19 protein-coding genes and 2 pseudogenes are annotated in these 20,070 nt (G+C 59.8%); 9 read left to right on the forward strand and 12 right to left on the reverse strand.

From position 1 onward, the window contains the following. A partial coding sequence (locus LL253_RS14305; protein WP_228227603.1) for an SDR family NAD(P)-dependent oxidoreductase occupies positions 1 to 487 on the forward strand: 487 nt, incomplete at its 5' end. Positions 488 to 492: 5 nt separating this feature from the next. On the opposite strand, the gene LL253_RS14310 is transcribed toward LL253_RS14305, so the two are convergent. The 4 genes and pseudogenes from LL253_RS14310 to LL253_RS19930 all read right to left on the reverse strand — a co-directional run. Continuing rightward, a complete protein-coding gene (locus LL253_RS14310; protein WP_228227604.1) occupies positions 493 to 1,737 on the reverse strand; it encodes a sensor histidine kinase in 1,245 nt (414 codons plus the stop codon). A gap of 214 nt (positions 1,738 to 1,951) precedes the next feature. Beyond that, positions 1,952 to 2,248, reverse strand: coding sequence for a TetR/AcrR family transcriptional regulator (locus LL253_RS20000; RefSeq protein WP_407696108.1), 297 nt, complete (start codon positions 2,246 to 2,248; stop codon positions 1,952 to 1,954). A gap of 136 nt (positions 2,249 to 2,384) precedes the next feature. Further along, positions 2,385 to 2,915, reverse strand: a complete 531-nt coding sequence (locus LL253_RS14320) for a MerR family transcriptional regulator (RefSeq protein WP_266101024.1) — start codon at positions 2,913 to 2,915, stop codon at positions 2,385 to 2,387. A gap of 27 nt (positions 2,916 to 2,942) precedes the next feature. Next, a pseudogene (locus LL253_RS19930) lies at positions 2,943 to 3,089 on the reverse strand (MerR family transcriptional regulator); the annotation flags it as partial. Positions 3,090 to 3,245: 156 nt separating this feature from the next. Here LL253_RS19930 and LL253_RS14325 point away from each other — a divergent pair. After that, positions 3,246 to 4,499 (forward strand): cytochrome P450, encoded by a 1,254-nt coding sequence (locus tag LL253_RS14325; protein ID WP_228227674.1) that lies wholly within the window; start codon positions 3,246 to 3,248, stop codon positions 4,497 to 4,499. A gap of 4 nt (positions 4,500 to 4,503) precedes the next feature. Then, a complete protein-coding gene (locus LL253_RS14330; RefSeq protein WP_228227607.1) occupies positions 4,504 to 4,821 on the forward strand; it encodes a 2Fe-2S iron-sulfur cluster-binding protein in 318 nt (105 codons plus the stop codon). A 111-nt stretch (positions 4,822 to 4,932) separates the two neighbouring features. Here the strand turns inward: LL253_RS14330 and tnpC are convergent. The 5 genes and pseudogenes from tnpC to LL253_RS14355 form a co-directional block, all read right to left on the reverse strand. Beyond that, a pseudogene (gene tnpC, locus LL253_RS14335) lies at positions 4,933 to 6,444 on the reverse strand (IS66 family transposase). A 102-nt stretch (positions 6,445 to 6,546) separates the two neighbouring features. Beyond that, complete coding sequence (tnpB, locus tag LL253_RS14340; RefSeq protein ID WP_228227608.1) at positions 6,547 to 6,894, reverse strand: IS66 family insertion sequence element accessory protein TnpB; 348 nt, start codon at positions 6,892 to 6,894, stop codon at positions 6,547 to 6,549. Next, positions 6,891 to 7,274: an IS66-like element accessory protein TnpA gene (tnpA, locus tag LL253_RS14345; protein ID WP_228227675.1), complete on the reverse strand. Its 384-nt coding sequence runs from the start codon at positions 7,272 to 7,274 to the stop codon at positions 6,891 to 6,893. Before tnpA ends, tnpB begins: the two co-directional genes overlap by 4 nt. Positions 7,275 to 7,491: 217 nt before the next feature. After that, the gene (gene ribB / locus LL253_RS14350) at positions 7,492 to 8,625 is read right to left on the reverse strand and encodes a 3,4-dihydroxy-2-butanone-4-phosphate synthase (protein ID WP_228227609.1); all 1,134 of its coding nucleotides are present in this window, start codon (positions 8,623 to 8,625) and stop codon (positions 7,492 to 7,494) included. Next, positions 8,622 to 9,398, reverse strand: a complete 777-nt coding sequence (locus LL253_RS14355) for a DUF2889 domain-containing protein (protein WP_228227610.1) — start codon at positions 9,396 to 9,398, stop codon at positions 8,622 to 8,624. The genes ribB and LL253_RS14355 overlap by 4 nt, the downstream gene beginning before the upstream one ends. Positions 9,399 to 9,528: 130 nt before the next feature. Here LL253_RS14355 and LL253_RS14360 point away from each other — a divergent pair, with 130 nt between their 5' ends. Continuing rightward, positions 9,529 to 10,236, forward strand: a complete 708-nt coding sequence (locus LL253_RS14360; RefSeq protein ID WP_228227611.1) for a TetR/AcrR family transcriptional regulator — start codon at positions 9,529 to 9,531, stop codon at positions 10,234 to 10,236. On the opposite strand, the gene LL253_RS14365 is transcribed toward LL253_RS14360, so the two are convergent. Continuing rightward, the gene (locus LL253_RS14365; RefSeq protein WP_228227612.1) at positions 10,226 to 10,654 is read right to left on the reverse strand and encodes a nuclear transport factor 2 family protein; all 429 of its coding nucleotides are present in this window, start codon (positions 10,652 to 10,654) and stop codon (positions 10,226 to 10,228) included. The two genes, LL253_RS14360 and LL253_RS14365, sit on opposite strands and share 11 nt — an antisense overlap. Next, the gene (locus LL253_RS14370; RefSeq protein WP_323133415.1) at positions 10,651 to 12,300 is read right to left on the reverse strand and encodes a class I adenylate-forming enzyme family protein; all 1,650 of its coding nucleotides are present in this window, start codon (positions 12,298 to 12,300) and stop codon (positions 10,651 to 10,653) included. The genes LL253_RS14365 and LL253_RS14370 overlap by 4 nt, the downstream gene beginning before the upstream one ends. Positions 12,301 to 12,448: 148 nt before the next feature. Here LL253_RS14370 and LL253_RS14375 point away from each other — a divergent pair, with 148 nt between their 5' ends. The 4 genes from LL253_RS14375 (at position 12,449) to LL253_RS14390 (ending at position 16,809) form a co-directional block, all read left to right on the forward strand. Then, entirely contained in the window at positions 12,449 to 13,603 is a 1,155-nt protein-coding gene (locus tag LL253_RS14375; RefSeq protein WP_228227613.1) for an LLM class flavin-dependent oxidoreductase, read from the forward strand. A gap of 38 nt (positions 13,604 to 13,641) precedes the next feature. Beyond that, positions 13,642 to 14,748, forward strand: a complete 1,107-nt coding sequence (locus LL253_RS14380) for an LLM class flavin-dependent oxidoreductase (protein WP_228227614.1) — start codon at positions 13,642 to 13,644, stop codon at positions 14,746 to 14,748. Between the two features lie 158 nt (positions 14,749 to 14,906). Further along, positions 14,907 to 15,998, forward strand: a complete 1,092-nt coding sequence (locus LL253_RS14385; protein WP_228227615.1) for a zinc-binding dehydrogenase — start codon at positions 14,907 to 14,909, stop codon at positions 15,996 to 15,998. A 10-nt stretch (positions 15,999 to 16,008) separates the two neighbouring features. Next, positions 16,009 to 16,809, forward strand: a complete 801-nt coding sequence (locus LL253_RS14390) for an SDR family NAD(P)-dependent oxidoreductase (RefSeq protein WP_228227616.1) — start codon at positions 16,009 to 16,011, stop codon at positions 16,807 to 16,809. A gap of 55 nt (positions 16,810 to 16,864) precedes the next feature. Here the strand turns inward: LL253_RS14390 and LL253_RS14395 are convergent, their stop codons facing one another. Continuing rightward, positions 16,865 to 17,524, reverse strand: coding sequence for a carboxymuconolactone decarboxylase family protein (locus LL253_RS14395; RefSeq protein WP_228227617.1), 660 nt, complete (start codon positions 17,522 to 17,524; stop codon positions 16,865 to 16,867). 168 nt (positions 17,525 to 17,692) lie between these two features. On the opposite strand from LL253_RS14395, the gene LL253_RS14400 reads away from it, so the two are divergent. After that, positions 17,693 to 20,050, forward strand: coding sequence for a TonB-dependent receptor (locus LL253_RS14400; protein WP_228227618.1), 2,358 nt, complete (start codon positions 17,693 to 17,695; stop codon positions 20,048 to 20,050). Positions 20,051 to 20,070: the final 20 nt, after the last annotated feature.

Raw genomic sequence — 20,070 nt, forward strand, 5'->3', positions numbered from 1 at the left:
GGGACGAGTTCAACATGGGTCAATTCTCAGTGGAAATTTACGCCCTACCCGGGTCACTTCTCAGTGGAAATCAACAGCCTCGCTGTACCACGCCAGTAAATGGGGGATGGAAGGCTTTTTCGAGTCGCTTGCGCAAGAGGTCGCCTCCTTCGGCATTGGCGTCACCATCGTAGAACCGGGCGCAGCTCGGACGGGATTTCGCGACGCGGCGTCGACGCAACTAGGCGCAGTGCCGGACGCTTACCGCGACACGCCGCTGGCGCATCTACGTGCCGTACTCAGCGACCCGGCTCGCACGCCGGGCGGCGACCCCCAACGCATGGCCGAGCGGATCATCGCGAGCATCGCGATCGATCCTGCCCCGTTGCGCCTGGTGCTGGGAAGCGATGCTCAGGCGATCCTTGAGAAGGCGCTCGGCGCCCGGCTCGAGTCCGTTCGCGCCCAAGCGGGAAGTGCTGCTGATACAGATGCCGCCGACAAGTCGTAGCTCATTCAGCCTTCGCCAGATCCCATCGGCGCATGGCAGAGCGCGTCCCGGGTGTGCAGTGCAGGGAAGCGCAAGGTGATCCGGGTGCCGCTTCCATCGCTGCGGTTTGTCGCGGTGATGCTGCCATTATGCGCTTCCATGATTGTACGGCAGATGGCAAGACCCAACCCCATACCCTCAGGCTTGGTGGTGAAGAAGCGATCAAAGAGGCGGTGCTCAGCGGTGCCCGTCAAGCCTGGGCCATTGTCGCAGAAGGTGCAGATTACCACGCCATCCGATTCCGTTAAGGCCACCGTGATCTCACGGCTCTTCGGCTCGGTGCTCTTCAACGCGTCCAGCGCATTGATGATCAGGTTTACAATGACCTGCTCCACCTCGATCCGATCAGCGAGGATCAGCGAACGAACAGAATGCGCCGCCACCACTATGTTGGTGTAGGCAGCCCGCGCCTGAGGTCCGACAAGAGCAAGCGCATCTTCAAGGATGCTGCCAAGGGCGCAGCACTGCCTGGCGGCGCCGCTGGCGAACGTCATTTGACGGACCCGATCGATGACGTTCGCCGCGCGCGTCGCATGTCCGCCGATGCGATTGACATGCAGGCGGACCTGTTCGAGTCCTGTCGCCGGCTTCTCCAGCCACCGTAGGGCGGCCTCCTGCGATAAACGTATGGCAGCTAGTGGCTGGCTTACCTCGTGCGCGAGCGATGCGGTCAGCTCTCCCAACGAAGCAATTCGTGCTGCATGAGCAAAGTCCGCCTGAACCTTTGCCAGTTCGGTTTCGGCTCGCCGGCGATCGCTAATATCGACCATCCCCACCAGCGTCATGGGTCGTCCGGCATGGCTCACCGGCGCCATCGCGAAGATGACATCGATGATTGTTCCGTCTAACGCTACAACCTGGGTTTCTTCTTCGAGATACTGCCCGCTCGAGCGTGCTGTCACCGATCGACGATACGAGTCCATCCGACGAGACCAATAGTGCGTCAAGGACGTGCCAATGAGCGATTTAGCGGTCGGCGCGCGGAGGAGAACCGCCGCGCGGTCATTCGCTTCGGCAATGGTGGCGCGACGGGCCATGTCGGCCAGAAGCTCGGGACGAGCGAGAAGAAAGTCCTCCCGCAATTCAGCTGGTAAAGCCATAAGCTCAGATCGGATGTCTGCAGACGATTCGGTGTCAATACGAAACAGGGCGATCGGCATTGTCCGAAAAACAAGTTCGTAAAATTCGTCCGGTGGTTTGTTGGCAGGCATGTTCGCGAGCAGACTTGGCCTTGGTTGAACGATCGAGATGTTCGAGCGGATAATATCCTGGGTGAGCCGTCGATCGTATGTTTACACGCGCTGCGGCACCATTCCTTCTCAAGCTCCGGCATCCCATACAATGGTATGTGTCGCCTGCTGATGCGGCTTGAGGGAAGGAACCGCTAACGCCGGTCAGGGCTTCGTGTTTCGAAGGTCGATCCGACTACCATCGTAGGTCCGCCCCTCCGGCGCTCTTCCGGACCATCAGAAGAAAGGTGTCGGGCCGGTCGTGATGTTCGTCCGCTATTGCTGCGACATCCTCGATACGACGTTCCATAACCGCAAGAGCAAGCGCGTATCGATCGGCAAAATTCCGGTAGAGCGTAGTACGGCCGACGGAAGCCTCCGCAGCGATCGCATCAAGCGCCACGGCATATCCGTGCCTTGCGAATATCGTCGCCGCCGCTGCGACAATCCGCTCACGCCGATCTTTGGCATCTCTGCGCACACCCAATTCCATTCGTCTTATCCGGACAATATTGTCCGTAACCGTTCCAGTTGCTTTTAACCAGCCTAATCGAATGGGGCCTGGCGGTCGAAGATCCCTTCTGGCGTTTGCTGGCACGCTGTCTGGATCGGAAGAGAGCCGCGACGGCCTAGCGGTCGCCCGTCCCGAGGGACCGATGTACGTTGGTCATAAAAGCCTTGATCCGAAGAAGGCCGAAGAAATCGAGCATCAGTGGCAGAGCTATCTGGAGCATTCTAGCGGCATCTTCTTCACTGATTGCGCCATCCGACCCGCTGAAGAATATCGATGCCTCGTGCCGGGCGACCAGTTCCGCGGCTTCGCGGTAGAAGCTGATATTTTCCGGAGGAAAGCCCTGTTCCTCGACAAATCCCGCTTCCCGTATCTTTCCCCATATTTCCACAAGTCGCGCATCGGTCAGGCTGAGGCTGCTACCGCTCTCCGTCGGCAAAAGCGTCAGCATCCCCATGGCCTCGAATGCACGGGCATCGCGTTCGGCGCGGGGATAGCGCTCGCAAAGGCTTTGCAAAGAGACCGATGTCGGCTGCTCCAGTCCGAAAGAGCGTGACAGCAAAGCTTCCAGGTGACTGTAAGCTGATGCGGGACCTGGGCGTTCGAGCGCTTCGCCCGACAGGGCGGATCTGATCTCCTTGAGCGTCATGCGCGAAGTCTGTTGCAAATGCCTGATCGTGGCGATGCCGCTGACGTGACCCTCGTCATATTCCGCAGCATTGCGCGCTGGGCGCTGTGGCTCGGGCAGCAGGCCTTCACGGATCATGATCCGTATGACCTCGCGATCAACGCCGGTCCGCTCTTCTAGTTCGCGCATTTTCATGACGACTACCTAAGCGTGTGACCGCGCTCGGCGCAAATGTTTCAGATCAACGCCAGCGTTGAAACTCCTTGCACGGCATTTTTTGTGCGTGTAAAGAACACGCATGGCCCGGGAACGGCTGGGCATGTTGAGATAAGGAGAGCGATCTTGGCTACGATGCCTGAACATGTCCCTGAAACGATGTCACGCGCCCGCGCTCCGCGCCCGGAGCATATTCCCGAGCAATATGTGCATGAAATCGACATGTATGCGCTCGAAGGCATCGAGCAGGGCTATCATGAGGCGTGGAAGAATATCCCCAAGCCAGACATGCCCGATCTCATCTGGACCCCCTTTACCGGTGGTCACTGGATCGCGACCAATGGGGATACAGTCCGCGAGGTCTACAGTGATCCTACCCGTTTCTCGAGCGAGGTCATTTTCCTGCCCAAAGAAGCTGGCGAAAAATATGAGATGGTCCCGACCCGCATGGATCCGCCCGAGCATACGCCCTACCGCAAGGCGCTCGACAAGGGCTTGAGCCTCGCCCAAATTCGCAAGGTTGAATCGAAAGTGCGCAAGGTCGCGGTCGATCTCATCGATAGTTTCGTCAGCCGGGGCGAATGCGACTTTTCGGCCGAATATGCCAACGTCTTCCCTGTAAGGGTCTTCATGGCGCTTGCAGACCTCCCCGAAAGCGACGTGCCTACGCTCAGCCGCTTCGCCAAGATGATGACGCGCCCGGAGGGCAACACGCCCGAGGAAATGGCCAAGCATCTTGAGGAAGGCAATAAGGGCTTCTTCGCCTATGTCGAGCCGATCATCCAGGCCCGTCGAGGCAAGGAGGGGGATGATCTGATCACCGTCATGGTGAATGCCGAGATCAACGGCGAGCGGATCACGCACGACAAGGCGCTCGGTCTCATTTCCCTGCTTCTGCTCGGTGGTCTCGATACGGTCGTAAACTTCCTCAGCTTCATGATGATTCACCTTGCGAAGAACCCGCAGGTCGTCGAGGAATTGCGCGCTGACCCCCTGAAGCTGATGCGCAGCGCGGAAGAGATGTTTCGGCGTTTTCCGGTTGTTTCCGAGGCACGCATGGTCGCAAAGGACCAGGATTTCCGAGGTATCGAACTCAAGCGGGGCGACATGATATTGCTGCCAACCGCTTTGCATGGCCTGGACGACCAGTTGAACGACGATCCCTGGCGTATCAATCTCGAACGTCGCGGCATCTCGCACAGCACCTTCGGCGGCGGTCCTCATCGCTGCGCCGGCCTCCACCTTGCGCGCATGGAAGTGATCGTCACCATCGAGGAATGGCTCAAGCGCATTCCCACCTTCGCCATGAAGCCAGGAGCGCAGCCTATCTATCATTCCGGCATTGTTGCTGCTGTCGACAATGTCCCTCTGATCTGGTCGGAGCGCTAAACTTATGCCGAGTATCAATGTCATGACGCGAACGGGCGAGTCGCGCATAATCGAAGTGGCTGAAGGCATCAGCGTAATGGAAGCGGTGAGGGACGCCGGGATCGACGAGCTGCTGGCGCTATGTGGCGGATGCTGTTCCTGTGCGACCTGCCATGTCTATGTGGCGGAGGAGTTTGAAGGCAGGCTGCCCGCGCTCTCCGATGATGAAAACGACCTTTTGGACAGTTCCGATCACCGGAACGAGCGCTCGCGTCTGGCCTGTCAGCTCGTGGTCAATGCGGGCATGAACGGGATGGCGTTGACGATCGCGCCTGAAGACTGACCTTACCCGATAGAACGACTAAACTGCGGAGCGCGCCCTACCGGTCGCGCTCCGTACGTCGTTCGAGCAGTGTATGTTGGCTTATCGTAAGCGTGGGCTGGAGACCGCAGATCAGGCGGCTGCGGCGATCGGTTGCTGATCGGGCCGCCAGTTCCACGGCATGAGTTCATCCCAGCGGGCAGCAGGCCATTCGTCCGCGATCTTGGCGATGACGTCGGCGATATATGCCTGTGGTTCGAGGCCATTGAGTTTGGCGCTCTCGATGACGGAATAGACGGCAGCGGCGCGATCACCGCCGGCCTTTGACCCGGCAAACAGCCAGTTTTTGCGGCCCAGGGCCACGCACCGCATGGCGCGCTCCGCGATGTTGTTGTCGATTTCCAGGCGCCCATCGTCGAGGAAGCGCGTCAGCGCGACCCAGCGCTTGCGGCCATAGGCGATCGCCTTGGCCATCTCGGACTTGGGCGAGAGACGGCGCAGGGCATCGTCGAGTGCATGGCGCAGCTCGTCGATCAATGGCTGGGTGCGGTCCTGCCGGCTTCGTCGTCGGATCTCGGGTTGCTGGCCTCGAACCTCTACCTCGATCTCATAGATCTGGCCGATGCGTTCCAGCAGATCAGTGGTGAGCGACGTCGGCTTGGTGGCGTGGATGTCGAATATCTTTCGCCGGAAATGCGCCCAGCAAGCAACCTCGGTGACGCGGTTCGTGTCGTAGAGCTTGTCATAACCGGCATAGCCGTCGGCCTGGAGATAGCCGGTGAAGTTGGCCAGCTGCCGCTGGGGATGCGCGCCGGTGCGATCGGTGGTGAACTCATACCAGACCAGCGACGGGGTCGTGGCACCGGAGCCACGATCATCGACGGCGTAAGCCCAGAGCCTGCCAGTCGCCGTCTTGCCGCGTCCCGGATCAAGCATGGGAACCGGCGTATCGTCGGTATGGATCTTCGAGGCGGTCAAGCCGACCTCGCGAATGCGACTGACGATCGGGTCGAGCAGCACGGATGCCTGTCCCACCCAGCCTGCCAGCGTCGAGCGGTCGATCTCGACCCCCTGCGCAGCCATGATCTCGGCCTGACGGTAAAGCGGCAGATGATGATCGAACTTGGAGACGACGACGTGGGCCAGCGTGCCGAAGGTCGCCTTGCCGCGCGCTATCGCCTTTACCGGTGCGGGCGCCTGCACGATCTTCTCGCAGGCGCGGCAGCTATACTTGGGGCGGATGGTCCGAACGACGCGCCACTGCACCGGCACGGCATCGAGCATCTCGTCGCTATCCTGCCCCAGCGGCCGCAGCGCACCACCGCACTCGGGACAGGTGCAGGTGCCCTGCTCGGGTTCTATCCGCTGCTACTCGCGTGGCAGATGGGCGGGCAGCGCCCGAACAGGCGACGGCCGATCAGCCTCTGCCAGATCGGCTCGACGCGCGGCAGCGACGATGGCCTCGCCTTCGAGTTCTTCGAGCGCCAGCTCAAGCTGAGCGATCTGGGTATCGAGCTTCTCGGACGACTTGCCGAACTGCATCCGCTTGAGGCGCGCAATCTGCACGCGCAGCGTATCGATCAGGATGTCGCGGGCGGAAATATCGGCGTGGGCAGCTGCCAATGCAGCTTCAAGCTCGGCGATCCGAGCGTCTTTATCAGGGGTGGAAAGGCCTGCGTCCGACACCACGATCACATAGCAGATCGATGGTCGAAACGCTAATAAAAGCACCAGAAAATGGGCGTTTTACCCCGCCAATGAAGGAGTGAAAGTGCGTTCAGGTCGCCGCCAGTCGATGCCTTCCAAGAGCATCGAAAGCTGCGCCGCCGTCATCACCACCGACCCCGCCTTGGTCGACGGCCACACGAAGCGCCCCCGGTCCATCCGCTTGGAAAACAGACACATGCCTTGGCCGTCGTACCAAAGCAGCTTCACCAGATCGCCGCGCTTGCCCCGGAAAGCGAACAGCGCACCGGAATGGGGGCTCTGCTCCAGAACCTGCTGCGTCATCACCGCCAGGCCGTCGAAACCCTTACGCATGTCGGTCGCACCGCAGGCCAGGAAGATCCGCGTCGATAGCGGCAGCGGGATCATCGCGTCAGGATACCGATCACCCGTGACAGGGCATCGGCATCGACCGTGGCATCCACGCTCACCCTGATACCAGGCGGCAGTTCGATGCTAATCACGCCGCCGCTGCTCGCTGCAACTGTCGGGGCAGGCAAGGCTGGCTGCTCGCTGATCTGCACCTCCGCAAATGCCGGCTCGGCCAACTTGCGAACCCCGGCAAGCTCACCGGACATCGCCTGGCGCCGCCAAGTGTAGATCGAGCCGCTGCCGACATCATGGCGTTCACAGGCCGTACGCACGCAGCCCTCCGGCCCGAATGCATCCCGCAGCACGGCCAGCTTCTGCTCTACCGTCCACCGCCGCCGGCCTGACACACGGCTAACGATCTCTATCCGACTACTCATACGACCGCTCGTATGAGCAGTCGCTGCGCCGCTCGCTGAATCCTCAATCTCGTCCGACACCGGCCACCCCGCTCAAAGAGCGGCAATCATCCCCGCGAATGGGCGCCGTGCAAGGCGGCCGTCAGACCTCGCTTACGGCTTATCGCGTCAGGCCACCGAGCGCTGCATGCGCTTCAGGGGAATGCCGGCGAGCCGACATTCCCGATGGCGATACAAGTCAAGCCTGCGACTGCACTAGGCGCATAGCTGGCTCAACAAGCGGTCGCTTGGCCACCACCTTCAGACCAAAGCCTTCCAGCGCAGTCATCTTCGTCGGGCTTGAGGTGAGAAGGATCATTTCTCCTACCCCAAGATCAAGCAACATCTGCGCTCCGATACCGTAATCGCGATAGCCGTGCGTGTCGGAATAGGCTTTGCGGTTGCCCTTGATCCGCTCCGAAATCGATGCCGGATTGGGATCGGATACGAACACCGCCACGGCCGGCCCGTCATAATCTGAAAGTGCAGCCAGTGCTGTCGGGACATAGTTGCGATGTGCTTCCCGCCAGCCCAGAATATCCGCCGTCAGATCCAGCTGGTGCACGCGCACTAGCGTCGGTTTATCCTTCGTAGGCGAACCCCGGACGAGCGCGACATGCTCAGCGCCGTCTATCTTGTTGCGATAGACGATCACCTGGAAGTCACCATGCCAACTCTCGAACGGCGCCTCAGCCACGCGCTCTACCAACGTCTCAAGACGTCGACGGTAGGCGATAAGATCGGATATCGTTCCGACCTTCATCTTGTGTTCGCGAGCGAAGCGGAGAAGATCTGGCAAGCGACTCATCGTGCCGTCGTCATTCATGACTTCGCAAATGACGCCTGCAGGCGTGAGGCCAGCCAGACGCGAGATATCGACTGCGGCCTCGGTATGGCCAGCGCGAACCAGCACGCCACCGTCGCGGGCGGTAAGCGGGAACACATGCCCCGGCGAGACGATGTCATGCGCCTGCTTGGAGGGGTCCACCGCAACGGCAATGGTATGAGCCCGATCATGCGCCGAAATGCCGGTTGAAACCCCTTCGCGGGCTTCGATCGAGACGGTGAACGCAGTGCCATGACCGCTTTCGTTGCGGGTTGCCATCGGTCGCAGATCGAGTTGCTTGGCGCGTTCGTTTGTGATCGCTAGGCAGATCAGGCCACGGGCATGGGTCGCCATGAAGGTGATGATCCGCGGTGTCGCGAACTGCGCGGGAATGATGATGTCGCCTTCGTTTTCGCGATCCGGCGCATCCACGAGAATATAGGGAAGCCCGTTGCGCGCATCCTCGATGATCTCTTCGATCGGCGCGATTTTACCATAGTCAGTCATCGGAAAAAGCCTTTGAAATATGCGGTAACATGGGGTGGGAGTGAGGCGACGGCGACGCCGTCGGTAAAGTCCCGGACGTAGCCGACGATGCTGGTCGCGGTGTCGAAATAGTCCTGGGAATAGCTGTGGCAGGCGTCGCGCATCGCTGGTGCAGCGTTGAGTGGCACGGGCGGCGAGAGATCAACCAGATGCCGCCGGCCTCGGGCGACGAAAACACCTCGCTGCAGCATGATCGCCAGATCGAGGTCGTCCCCGCTGAACTGCTCGCGTGCCCACGACGCAAAGCCTTTCATCATCGGTTTGCCAGCAAGATGCGGTGGCTCGACTACATGATGATCCTGAACGTACCAGTTGTGGACGATCTCCCCGTCTCGCTTGACCTTGATCCATACCGGCGCATCAGCTTCGTCAGGTATCTCGATGAGAACTTCGCGCTTGAGCGGCATCTGGCTGGTGGCGTTCCTGAACGCCCAATATGCCAGATCCATCAGATGTGTGCAGTTGAGAACAGGTGGCAAACGCTCGCGGAACGCCAGCATGTCACCATCGACAGGCAGGCCTTTTAACTTGCCGAGCGGACGGTCGGCCGAACCACAGCTGGTCGCCGCTCCACGTGCCACTCGCGCCTCGATATCGGTTACATGCCCATTGGCGTGATGCATGACGAGCCACATCGAATGATGGGTATCGTCGAGCGTAACGACGATTTTTCCGGGCACGCGGAATGTTCGAACCAGCCGCCGAAAGCAGCCGATTCCGTATTCCGGGTTCACAGGGAAATGGCTTAGACTCACTTATTCCTCTCCAGGTTTCATCTTATATGAAAACTGGATCCAGTCAACGCCGACGTTGACGTTGATGAGGCCGCTTGCCTCCCACGTGTGTTGAGTGCAAGTTCGGCGCATGAATGATAAAAGCAGCAACATTTCTAAGCGCCGGCGGACGGCTCGTGCAAAAGACAGCGCCGATTACGTCGCCAAGCGGGCGGAGGTGCTGGGCGCGGCCGCCACTTTGTTCAAGCAGCAGGGCTTCCATTCCACGCGGCTCGTGGATGTCGCCCGAGAAGCAGGTCTTGATCGGGCTACCATCTATTATTACGCCGGTAGTAAGGAGGAACTGCTGCAGGATATCGTTGGGGGTGTCCTGGACACGGCCATCGCTGCCGCGGAGGAATTGCGTGCGAATGACGCACTCACCGGCATGCAGCGGCTGCATCAGATCTTCGTGATCCTGATGACGAGCTATGAAGAAAATTATCCGGCGACTTTCGTTTATATCCAGGAGCAAATGCATCAGGTCGGCGTGCAGGAAACCGAATGGGCGCAGTTGATCATGAAGCGCACGCGTTTGTTCGACCGGATGCTGATCGATTTCATTAAGGAGGGTATCGAGGATGGCGATCTGCGATCGGACATACCGCCCCGTCTCCATGAGAATGCCCTGTTCGGAATGCTGAACTGGACGCATCGCTGGTTTGTACCGGGCGGCAGCCTGACCGGACGACAGGTCGCCGAAACATTCTGGTCCATCTATACCGGCGGAGCGCTTACCGACGCGGGCCGTGCTAACGCGCTTCCATCGCCGCCGGTCCTCAGCGCCGTCACAGGCTGAGGTTGTCCAGCACGCCAACCTCGGACTGCTGTCCGAATATTTCCAGCATATGCTGCGTGTCGGAATATTCCCGCACGCTGCATATCCGGTCCCCGTCGAGATCGAACCTGAAATGATAGGCATTGGCATAGACGCGACCGTCGCACAGCCGTGCATGCGAGGCCGCTTCCGCTGACACCTGTCGGCCCTCGCTGATTATGCTCGACGGCGTGATCGTCAACGCCCCGTCGAGAGAGAGCGGTTTTACTTTGCGCAGCAAACTGCCCAGCGCGGCCTTGTCGATCGTCCCGGACATTCCATCCAGGTTCCCCAAGACCCACCATGTCGCGTCTTCGGCCAGATATTCAAGGATCGCTTCGCCATCGTTCGATGAAAAGCTATCCAGAAACGCGGCAACGATAGCCTTTGGCTCGCTCATGAAGCCAGCTCTTTGAGCCGATCCCTTAACGCCCGCTTGTCGATCTTCGTGGCTGACATCGGCCAGTCGGACGCAGCAAGAAATATGATTGCGCGCGGTACCTTGTAGCTTGCGATCCGGCCCCGGCAGTGCGCGATGAGCCCATCTTCGTCGATTTCATGTCCCGGATGAATTTCGACGAACGCAACCGGAACTTCATCGAGGCGGATATCGAAACGGCCGACCACCTCAACAGTTTTGACTGCTGGATGCGTCGCCAGAAAGGCTTCGATCTCGACGGCAGCGACATTTTCGCCACCGACCTTGAGCATGTCCTTGTAGCGACCACCAAAGACGAGGCTTCCACCGGGAAGGCGCGTATAAAGATCGCCGGTCTTGAGCCAGCCGTCCGACGTGAGAGCTTCAGCAGTTTTCTCCGGCGCTGCCCAATATCCCTCCATCACATTGTAGCCACGCACCCAGATTTCGCCGAGCGTGCCGTCGGGAAGGTCGGTGCCGGTTTCCGGATCCACAATCCGAATCTCGATGCCCGGACTCGCCTTTCCGTTCGTAGTTGATCGCGACACCCGATCTTCGTCGGGATCACTCAATGCGAAGACGCCGGCTGTTTCGGTCATACCGCAGCCCTGTATCACTTCGCAGCTTGGAAGCAGGGTCTGGACCAAATCGACCTGCGCAGGCGGCGCGATGATGCACAGATGCCGCATACTGGCGAGTTTGGCCGGATCGAAGCTGGGATGCCCGATAAGTCCCTGCATGATTGCTGGGAACCAGGGCCATGTCAGGGTGACCTTTTCGTCATACATGAGTTGAAGCGCCCGGCCGGCTTCGAAATAGCCATCCGTCAGAAATGTACCGGCGACCCCGAGCGTGCCCACAAATGGCGCGAACGTTCCAATATGGAACAGGGGGCCGGCACCCCACACGACATCATGATCAGCTGCTTTCAGCCGATATCGAGCCCGCTCGACTGGGCCACGCGTGACCGCCTCGTGACTGAGGACGCAGCCCTTCGGGTTGGCCGTCGTACCCGAGGTGTAGATGATGAGCGCGGCATCGCGCACCCGGACCTGCCGTCGCCTGATTTCGATGACCGACGGCTCGATATGGTCGGCGAGCGCCTGGAACGCTGAGACGTCCATGACGCCTTGCCCGGCACTGCCGCGCACGAGGACGATATGCTCCAGATGCGGCGCAGGCTCGCCTTCAAGGCCACTTGCCAGCACCGCGGGGAAATCGACCGGATCGTCGGGATGTCGGCTCGTCAGGATCGCCACGAGATCGGCATTGCGGATGATATATCCCAATTCCGTCGCCTTGTGGCGCGCGTTCAGCGGCACGGCAACGCAGCCGAGCAGCGCAACGCCCAGAATTGCTTCGGCGAACTCCACGCAATTGGGAATGAGCAGGCCGACATGTTCGCCACGACGGACACCCAGAGCCGTCAGCGATCGCGCGACTCGAACTGCCCCATCGCGCATAGCCGAATAGGTGGCGCGCTGGCTGGGCAGCACCAGAGCATCACGCTCCGGAGCGACTGCCGCTGCCCGGAAAAGCAGGTCCCCCAAGGTTGAAACTTCGGTCGTGATCGGACGATCCATCATGTTCCTCTCCGCTCCAGGCCGTGCAGCTTCGCACAGCATCATCGAGCCGAATGCACTTATGCGAAAAAAAATTAGGGGTCGTCAACACGAGAGTTGACAAGTCTTCCGAAAGGGGATTGGATTAGGGGGTCGACACAGGATCAACCCTAATAGCGGGGGAGCATGAAAGCTCCTTTGGGGACGGAGAGGTATGAAGTTTCATCTTATGCAGACCGGTGTGGTCGGTCGCCGTCATGAAATCGAGCAGGGCATGGCCGGTCAGCGGCCGGAACTGTATCAGCGCTTCCTCGAAGAGGTTAAGGGCTATGTGCAACTCGCCGACGAGCTTGGTTTCTATGGCTATTGCCAACCCGAGCATCACCTTCAGATTGAGGGTTTTGAGGCCAATAATCACCCTGGCATGTTCAGCCTGTTCGTCGGGCAGCACAGCAAGCGGATGAAGGCCGGCATCATGGGCTATACCATGACCACCCACAATCCGGTCCGTGTCGCAGAGGAAATCGCGACGCTCGATCACATGCTGCAAGGTCGGCTCTATTGCGGCTTCACGCGCGGCTATCATGCACGCTGGGTGGACGCCTACGGTATCAAGGAAGGTGTCAGTGCCACGACCCCCGACAATGTAAAGGCCCGTGACGAGCAGGATGCGCGCAACCGCTCGCTGTTTGAAGAGGGCGTGCGCGTCGTTAAGAAGGCCTGGACCAACGACGTGTTCAGCCACAAGGGCGACAATTGGCAGTTTCCACCAGAAGGCGGTTCGACCGGCCATCCTGCTTATGCCAAATATGGCAAAGGCCAGGACGAGAATGGTCGTGTGCAGCAGATCGGCATTGCGCCGCTGCCCTATCAGCGCCCTCATCCGCCGATCTACGGTGGCTTTGCGGCGTCCGGCCGCACAATCGACTTCTGGGCCGAGGAAGGCGGAAAGTTGATCGTTCTTTCGGACAATATCGATTTCTGCGAGCAGTTGAACAATCGTTACATTGCGACCGCCGCCAAGAATGGCCGCGAGGTCACGAAGACGGATGCATCGGCCTGGGGCGGCTTCCTTATGCTGACCGACGACAAGGATCGCGCGGCCAAGCTCATGGAAGAGCATATGTGGTTCTGGGACGAATGGTTCATTCCGCTCGGCCAGCGCCCGCCTAACGTCCTGATCGGGTCGGCTGACGAGATCGCCGACAAGATTGGTCGGGCGCATGATCGCCTCGGCTTCGACGAACTCTTCCTCATGTTCGGACAAGGCCATCTGGAGCCCGAAGCCAATCAGGAAGAGCTGGAGAAGTTCATCAGCAAGGTCGCGCCGCGCTTCTCGACCAAGGATGCCGAAGGTACCTTCGTCTGAACTAGACCCACGCGCGCAGACACGATTAGGAGAGCAAAATGGCAATGCAGTGCGGCATCTTCATGACCCCCTATAACCCGCCGAGCCGGACGGCGCGGCAAGTTTTCGACTGGGCGGTCGACATAGCGCGGATCGCCGACGAGGCGGGCTATGCCGATTTCATGATCGGAGAACATTATACGCTGGGCTGGGAAAATATTCCCATCCCCGAAGCCATCATCGCGGCTTGCGCCCAGACCACCAAGCAGATCCGCTTCGCACCGATGGCGCATCTGCTGCCTTACCACGACCCTGCGACGCTCGCGGTCCGCATCGGCTGGCTGAGCCAGGTGATGGAAGGACGTTACTTCCTAGGCGTTGCGCCGGGCGGCCACCATACCGACGCCATTCTTCATGGTTTCGAAAGCATCGGCGAACTGCCTCCAATGCAGCTTGAGGCGCTTCATCTGATGGAGCGTGTGTGGGAGGGCAAGCCGTTCCTGGAGAAGGGCAAATATTTCAAGGCGGGTTTTCCGGGCGCCGACACGATGCCGGAATATAACGTCATCATTGCCGACAACAGCCCCTATGGCGGCCGCGACAAGCTGGAAATCGCGGTCACGGGCCTGTCGCAAAACTCCTCGTCGATGCGGTTCGCCGGGGAGCGCGATTACTCGCCCATCTCCTTCTTCGGCGGTACCCCGCAGATGAAGGCACACTGGGATACCTGGGCGACGGCGATGGAATCGAAGGGGCGTACACCCGATCGCAAACGCTATCGTGTCTGCCGCGATATCTTCATCGCAGACACCGATGCGGAGGCCAAACGGCGCTTCCTTGCCAGCGGCCTCGCCCAGACGTGGAAGCATTATCTCAAGGAAATCTACGTCAAGTTCGGCCTGTTCAACGGCATCATCCAGGACTCCGGCAAGGATTTGACGCCCGACGATATCGACGAGGATTTCCTCGCCGAGCATGTGGTGCTGTGCGGCTCGCCCGAAACGGCGATCGAGAAGCTCGAAGCCCTTGCCGACAAGGTCGGCGGCTGGGGCCAGTTGGTCTATAACCAGCATGACAGCATCGACGATCCCAAGCCCTGGGAAGAGTCGTTGCGTCGGTTCGCGTCGGAAGTTGCACCGAAGGTGCGGATGCCCGGCATCGACTGAAACCGCAAACCGCGCATCCTTGGAGGCGCGCTACCTGATCCCGTCCTTGCTGACTGCACGGGGCAAGGGCGGGACTGTAGCGGGTAGGGGGCACGCCTGCATTTTGCGTCACAAAGATTCCGACAGGCCCAACGAGGCAGATCGTAAGGAGAGAAAAAATGGCAACCGGCCGCGCCACCGTCCTGGTGGAACCCAACAAACTGGAAACGTGGGACGTGCCGGTGGTCGAACCCGAGCATGGCGGAGCGCTGGTGCGCATCGTGCTGGGAGGCGTGTGCGGCAGCGACGTCCACATCACCACGGGACAGGCCGGTGTCATGCCGTTCCCCATTATCCTCGGCCATGAAGGTATCGGACGGATCGAGAAACTCGGTGGCTTTGATACCGATTATGCCGGCGTGCCAGTCAAGCCGGGCGATCTTGTCTACTGGTCGCCGATTTCCGCCTGTCATCGCTGCCACAGCTGCAACGTCCTTGACGAAACTCCTTGCGAGAATTCGCGGTTTTTCGAAGACGCCAACAAGCCAAATTGGGGCAGCTATGCGGACTTCGCCTGGCTCCCCAATGGCCTTGCCTTTTTCAAGCTTCCGGACCGCGCAGATCCGCTTGCCGTCGCGGCGTTGGGTTGCGCGCTGCCAACCGTGCTGCGCGGCTTTGACCGCTGCGGACCGGTTCGCCTCGGCGAAACAGTCGTGGTGCAGGGCGCCGGACCGGTGGGCCTGTCGGCCGTTCTTGTCGCCAAACAGGCTGGCGCCAGGGATGTGATCGTCATCGACGGTGTCGAGAGCAAGCTGGAGGTGGCGCGGAGCCTCGGCGCGACCGCAACAGTCTTGCTGTCGGATTCGCCTGAAGAACGGCGCCGGCAAATATATGACATCGCCGGTCCTTCCGGCCCGTCGCTGGTTGTAGAGGCTGCGGGTTTCCTCCCTGCTTTCTCTGAAGGTGTCGACCTCACCGGCATTCATGGCCGCTACGTCATTCTGGGCCTGTGGGGAGCGATTGGAACGCAGCCCATCTCCCCTCGCGACATGACGACCAAGAATATCACGATCGCCGGGGCGACCTTCCCGAAACCCAAACATTATCACGGCGCAATGCATTTGGCCGCGCAGTTGCAGAACAAGGTGCCCCTCGCATCGCTGGTGACGCATCGCTACGCGATCGAAGATGCCGGCAAGGCTCTGGACGCAGTCCATCACGGCAAAGTGATCAAGGCGGTCATCGACCCCGAACTCTCGCCTACAAGCTGAGGAACGGGAAATGGGCAATAGCGTCACCGGCAAGAGCATCATCGTCACCGGCGCCGGAAGCGGCATGGGGCGAGCCTGCGCCATCGAAATGGCGCGTCAGGGCGGCAAGGTCTTCGCGGTCGACGTAAACTTCCAGGCCGTTGAGGAAACCGTCGCGCAGATAATTGGGGCAGGGTTCGTCGGCGTTGCGCATCAATGCGACCTGCGTGACCCCGAGCAGATCAAGGCGATGATGGCGAAAGCGGCGGAATTGTTCGACGGCATTGATGTCCTGCACAACAACGCTGCCGTGCATGAGACCGACCTTACCGCGCAAACCTCGATCGAGGACCTCCCCGACGATCTGTGGGACAAGGTCTATGAGATCAATCTACGCGCCGTTTGGCTGGCGATCAAATATGCGGCACCCTACCTCAAAGCATCAAAGCGCGGTCCTGCCATCGTCAATGTGGCATCGACTGGGGCGTTCGTATCCTACCCCCAGGCCGGTGCCTATTGCGCAACGAAGGGCGGCGTCCTGATGCTGACCAAGGCTGCAGCCGTCGATCTCGCGAAATATGGCATAAGGTGCAATTGCTATTGTCCTGGCGCTATCGATACGCCGATGGTTCAGAAATATTATGAGGCGGCGCCGGACAAGGACCTCATTCTGTCCGTCATGACCGGCTCCCATCTCATCCCGCGTCTCGGGCGACCGGAAGAGATTGCGAAGCTCGCCTGCTTCCTGGCCTCGGACGATTCCAGCTTCATCACCGGCGCCGCCTATGTGATCGATGGCGGCACGCTGGCCTGGCGCGGCGTCAACGCCTGATCTTTAAAGGGCGACGACGGCATTCCGATCATCCCGTTGGAATGCCGCTTGTTATTCACCCCACGCCCACATGTAGCGGCGCGTCCGCGGCAAGTTGCAGGCAGTCCTCGAGTGCGCGCCGTCCGGCCCCCAATTTTATGGCATTGGCCAGGTGCAGCCTGAAGCCCGGCATGAACCGATGCGAAGGCATAGCATCACTCGCCATAGCAAGCAGTTCCTTCGTGCGCGCCGACACCGTCCGCGTCTTCCACGGCACCGCGCAGAAGTCGAAGAAAGCCTCGAACTGCACTGGCGACAGCTTGAGCATCGAGCGCAGAAAGCCCGGCAACTCGTCTTCCATCCGATTCCAAAAAAGGTCGTTTCCGACGCGAGCATCCCATATCTGCTGCTCTTCAGCGGTGAAGGCAATCGCGCCGTCGCTCTCGGTCATACCTGCCTCATTTGTAATGAGGCTGGCCGTCAGCATCAGCGAATGCACGCCCAAGCCCGCCATCAAAGAGACGATCTCCTGTATCTGCTGAGTGGTGGCGCCAAGTTCCAAAGCCGTGGCTATCGCGCGCCCACTAGCGGCCTTGTTCAATGACGGGAGCGCGCACGCCAGACCAAGCTGTATAAGCGCCCTGTCGACGGCGAATAGTGGCTCGCCATCGTCCACGCCTGCCTCCGCGATCAGCGCACTAAAGTCTCCAATCTCCGCTCCCGACATCAAAGCCATAATAATTCTCCGTTTTTCAACTCTGGTGTTGACGACCGAATATGCTTGTGTCAACTCTGGCGTTGACGATGGCAGGGCCAAATGAGTCCTCCACGTAAACTGGTCCTAACACGACCATGGGAGAGGGAGGATAGCTTGACCCAAGCAATTACGAAGCGACTGCGCCACATGAGCCTTCTGGCATCGACAGCACTCGTCGCAACGACAATGACTGCCGGAACAGCAAGCGCGCAGGAACCCGATCAGGCCGCTAGCTCGGCTCCCCGCGGTGGTGCGGCGGATATCGTAGTGACCGCCCAGAAGCGCGAGCAGCGTCTTAACGACGTCGGCCTCGCGGTGACGGCAATCGGCGGCGAAGCGCTTGAAAATCGGCAAATCACGACCTTGTCGGACATCGCGACTGCGGTTCCTGGACTGGTCTTTTCCAATAGCGCGTCCAACACCCCAGTTTACACGCTGCGCGGCGTTGGCTTTAACGATACGACGCTGGGGTCCTATCCCGACGTCAGTGTCTATCTCGACGAAGCCCCGCTCCCATTCCCGGTGATGACCAAGTTGGTGGGGTTCGACCTCGATCGCCTCGAAGTCCTGAAAGGACCGCAGGGCACGCTTTTTGGAAACAATGCTACCGGCGGCGCGATCAACTTCATTGCGGCCAAACCGACCAAGTCTTTCGAGGCCGGGGGCACGGTCAGCTATGGCCGTTTCAACGCCATCGATGGCGAAGCCTATGTTAGCGGACCAATCTCCGACACGCTGGGTGTGCGTATTTCGGGCAAGGCTACCCATTCCGATGACTGGCAAAAAAGCTATACGACTGACGCGAAGACTGGCGGCAGCGAGAATTATGCCGGGCGCATCATTCTTGCCTGGGAACCGACCGATCGCCTGCGGGTCAACCTCAACGTCAATGGATGGCTGGAGAAGGGCAAGCCGCCAGCGCTGCAACTGATCGGCGTCCGTAACGAAGGCCCCGGCAACCCCATAACCGGCTATCCGCTGGCACCGCAAAATGCGCGTTCGGCCGACTTCTCAACGAACATCGATCCTTATCTCGACAACAGCATGTGGCAGGCGATCGGCCGGATCGACTACGATCTGACCGACGATATTTCGGTGACCTCGCTGACATCCTATGTCGATTACAAACAGAAGATGGCGTTCGACGGCGACGGCACGACGCTCAACAATGCGGATTTCCGCTTCTTCGGCGGCGGCATCAAGAGCTTCTCGCAGGAATTGCGTCTCGCCAATGGCGGCAATAACCCGTTCCGCTACATTCTGGGTCTGAACTATTCCAGCGATCGTGCGCGCGACCGGTCGGAACTGGACTATCGCGACTCTACAATCAACACGGGAACGGCGGCGTTCGGCGGCATCTTCCGCTCAGGGTTCCGAGCCAACCAGAATATGAAAAATTACGCCGCCTTCGCCAACGCCGAATATGATGTGGGCGACCTGACCTTCAAGGGCGGCATCCGTTACACCAAATCGAAGCGCGATGCGAACAGCTGTTTCTTTGGCGTTGCAGCTGAGGGGGCGAACCAACCGTTCGCGCCGCTCTACACCTTCTTCGCCAACCTGCTGCGTTCGCAAAACGGGCTGTCCCCCATCACCGTCACACCTGAACAGGCGCTAGGCTGTCTCACCATCGACAATACCGGACTTCTCGGTGCCGATCCGACCTTCTTGCCTGGTGAATTTGTGGGCAAGCTGAACGAGGACAACGTCTCTTGGCGTGCGGGTATCGACTACAAGCCGCGTCCTGGCATTCTGCTCTATGCTAACGTCGCCAAGGGCTACAAGGCGGGCAGCTTTCCGTCGGTAGCGGCCTCGACGACACAGCAGAGCCAGCCTGTGCGTCAGGAATCCCTGCAATCCTATGAAGCAGGCTTCAAGTTGTCGCTGATCGACCGGACGCTCCAGGCCAATGGCGCGATCTTCTACTACGACTATCGCAACCGCCAGATCCGTTCGAAGCTGCTCGATCCCAACTTTGGTCCGCTTGACGTTCTTGTGAATGTGCCCAAGTCCAATGTGAAGGGTCTGGAACTGGAGCTGACGGCCAATCCGGCAGATTGGTTCACCGCCTACGCCAACTTTACCTATCTTGATGCCAAGGTGAAGCGCTATACCGGCCTCAACCCGGAAACGCTGGCAGTCGGACAGAATTTCGACGGCGCCGCATTGCCCTACACGCCGAAATATCAGATTGGCACAGGTTTCAGCGTCGATTTCCGGCTAAATGACAGCGTCAACGGTTTTGGCGGAGCTGACCTGAACTATCGTAGCCAAACCAATGCGTTCATTGGTGCATCCAACCTGTTCGAGATCAAGGACTATGGCACGCTTGATCTGCGGGCAGGCATCAAGTCGCAGGACGACCGCTGGTCGTTCCAGGTCTGGGGCAAGAACGTGACCAACAGCTACTATTGGGACAACGTCGCGTTTTTCTTCGACACGGTAACGCGCTGGCCGGCTCGCCCGGCGACATATGGCGCAACCTTGAGCGTCAAGTTCCGCTGACGCTTGCTCTCCCGCTCGGT

It is taken from the genome of Sphingobium soli (assembly GCF_020782245.1).
GTDB classification, from domain to species: domain Bacteria; phylum Pseudomonadota; class Alphaproteobacteria; order Sphingomonadales; family Sphingomonadaceae; genus Sphingobium; species Sphingobium soli.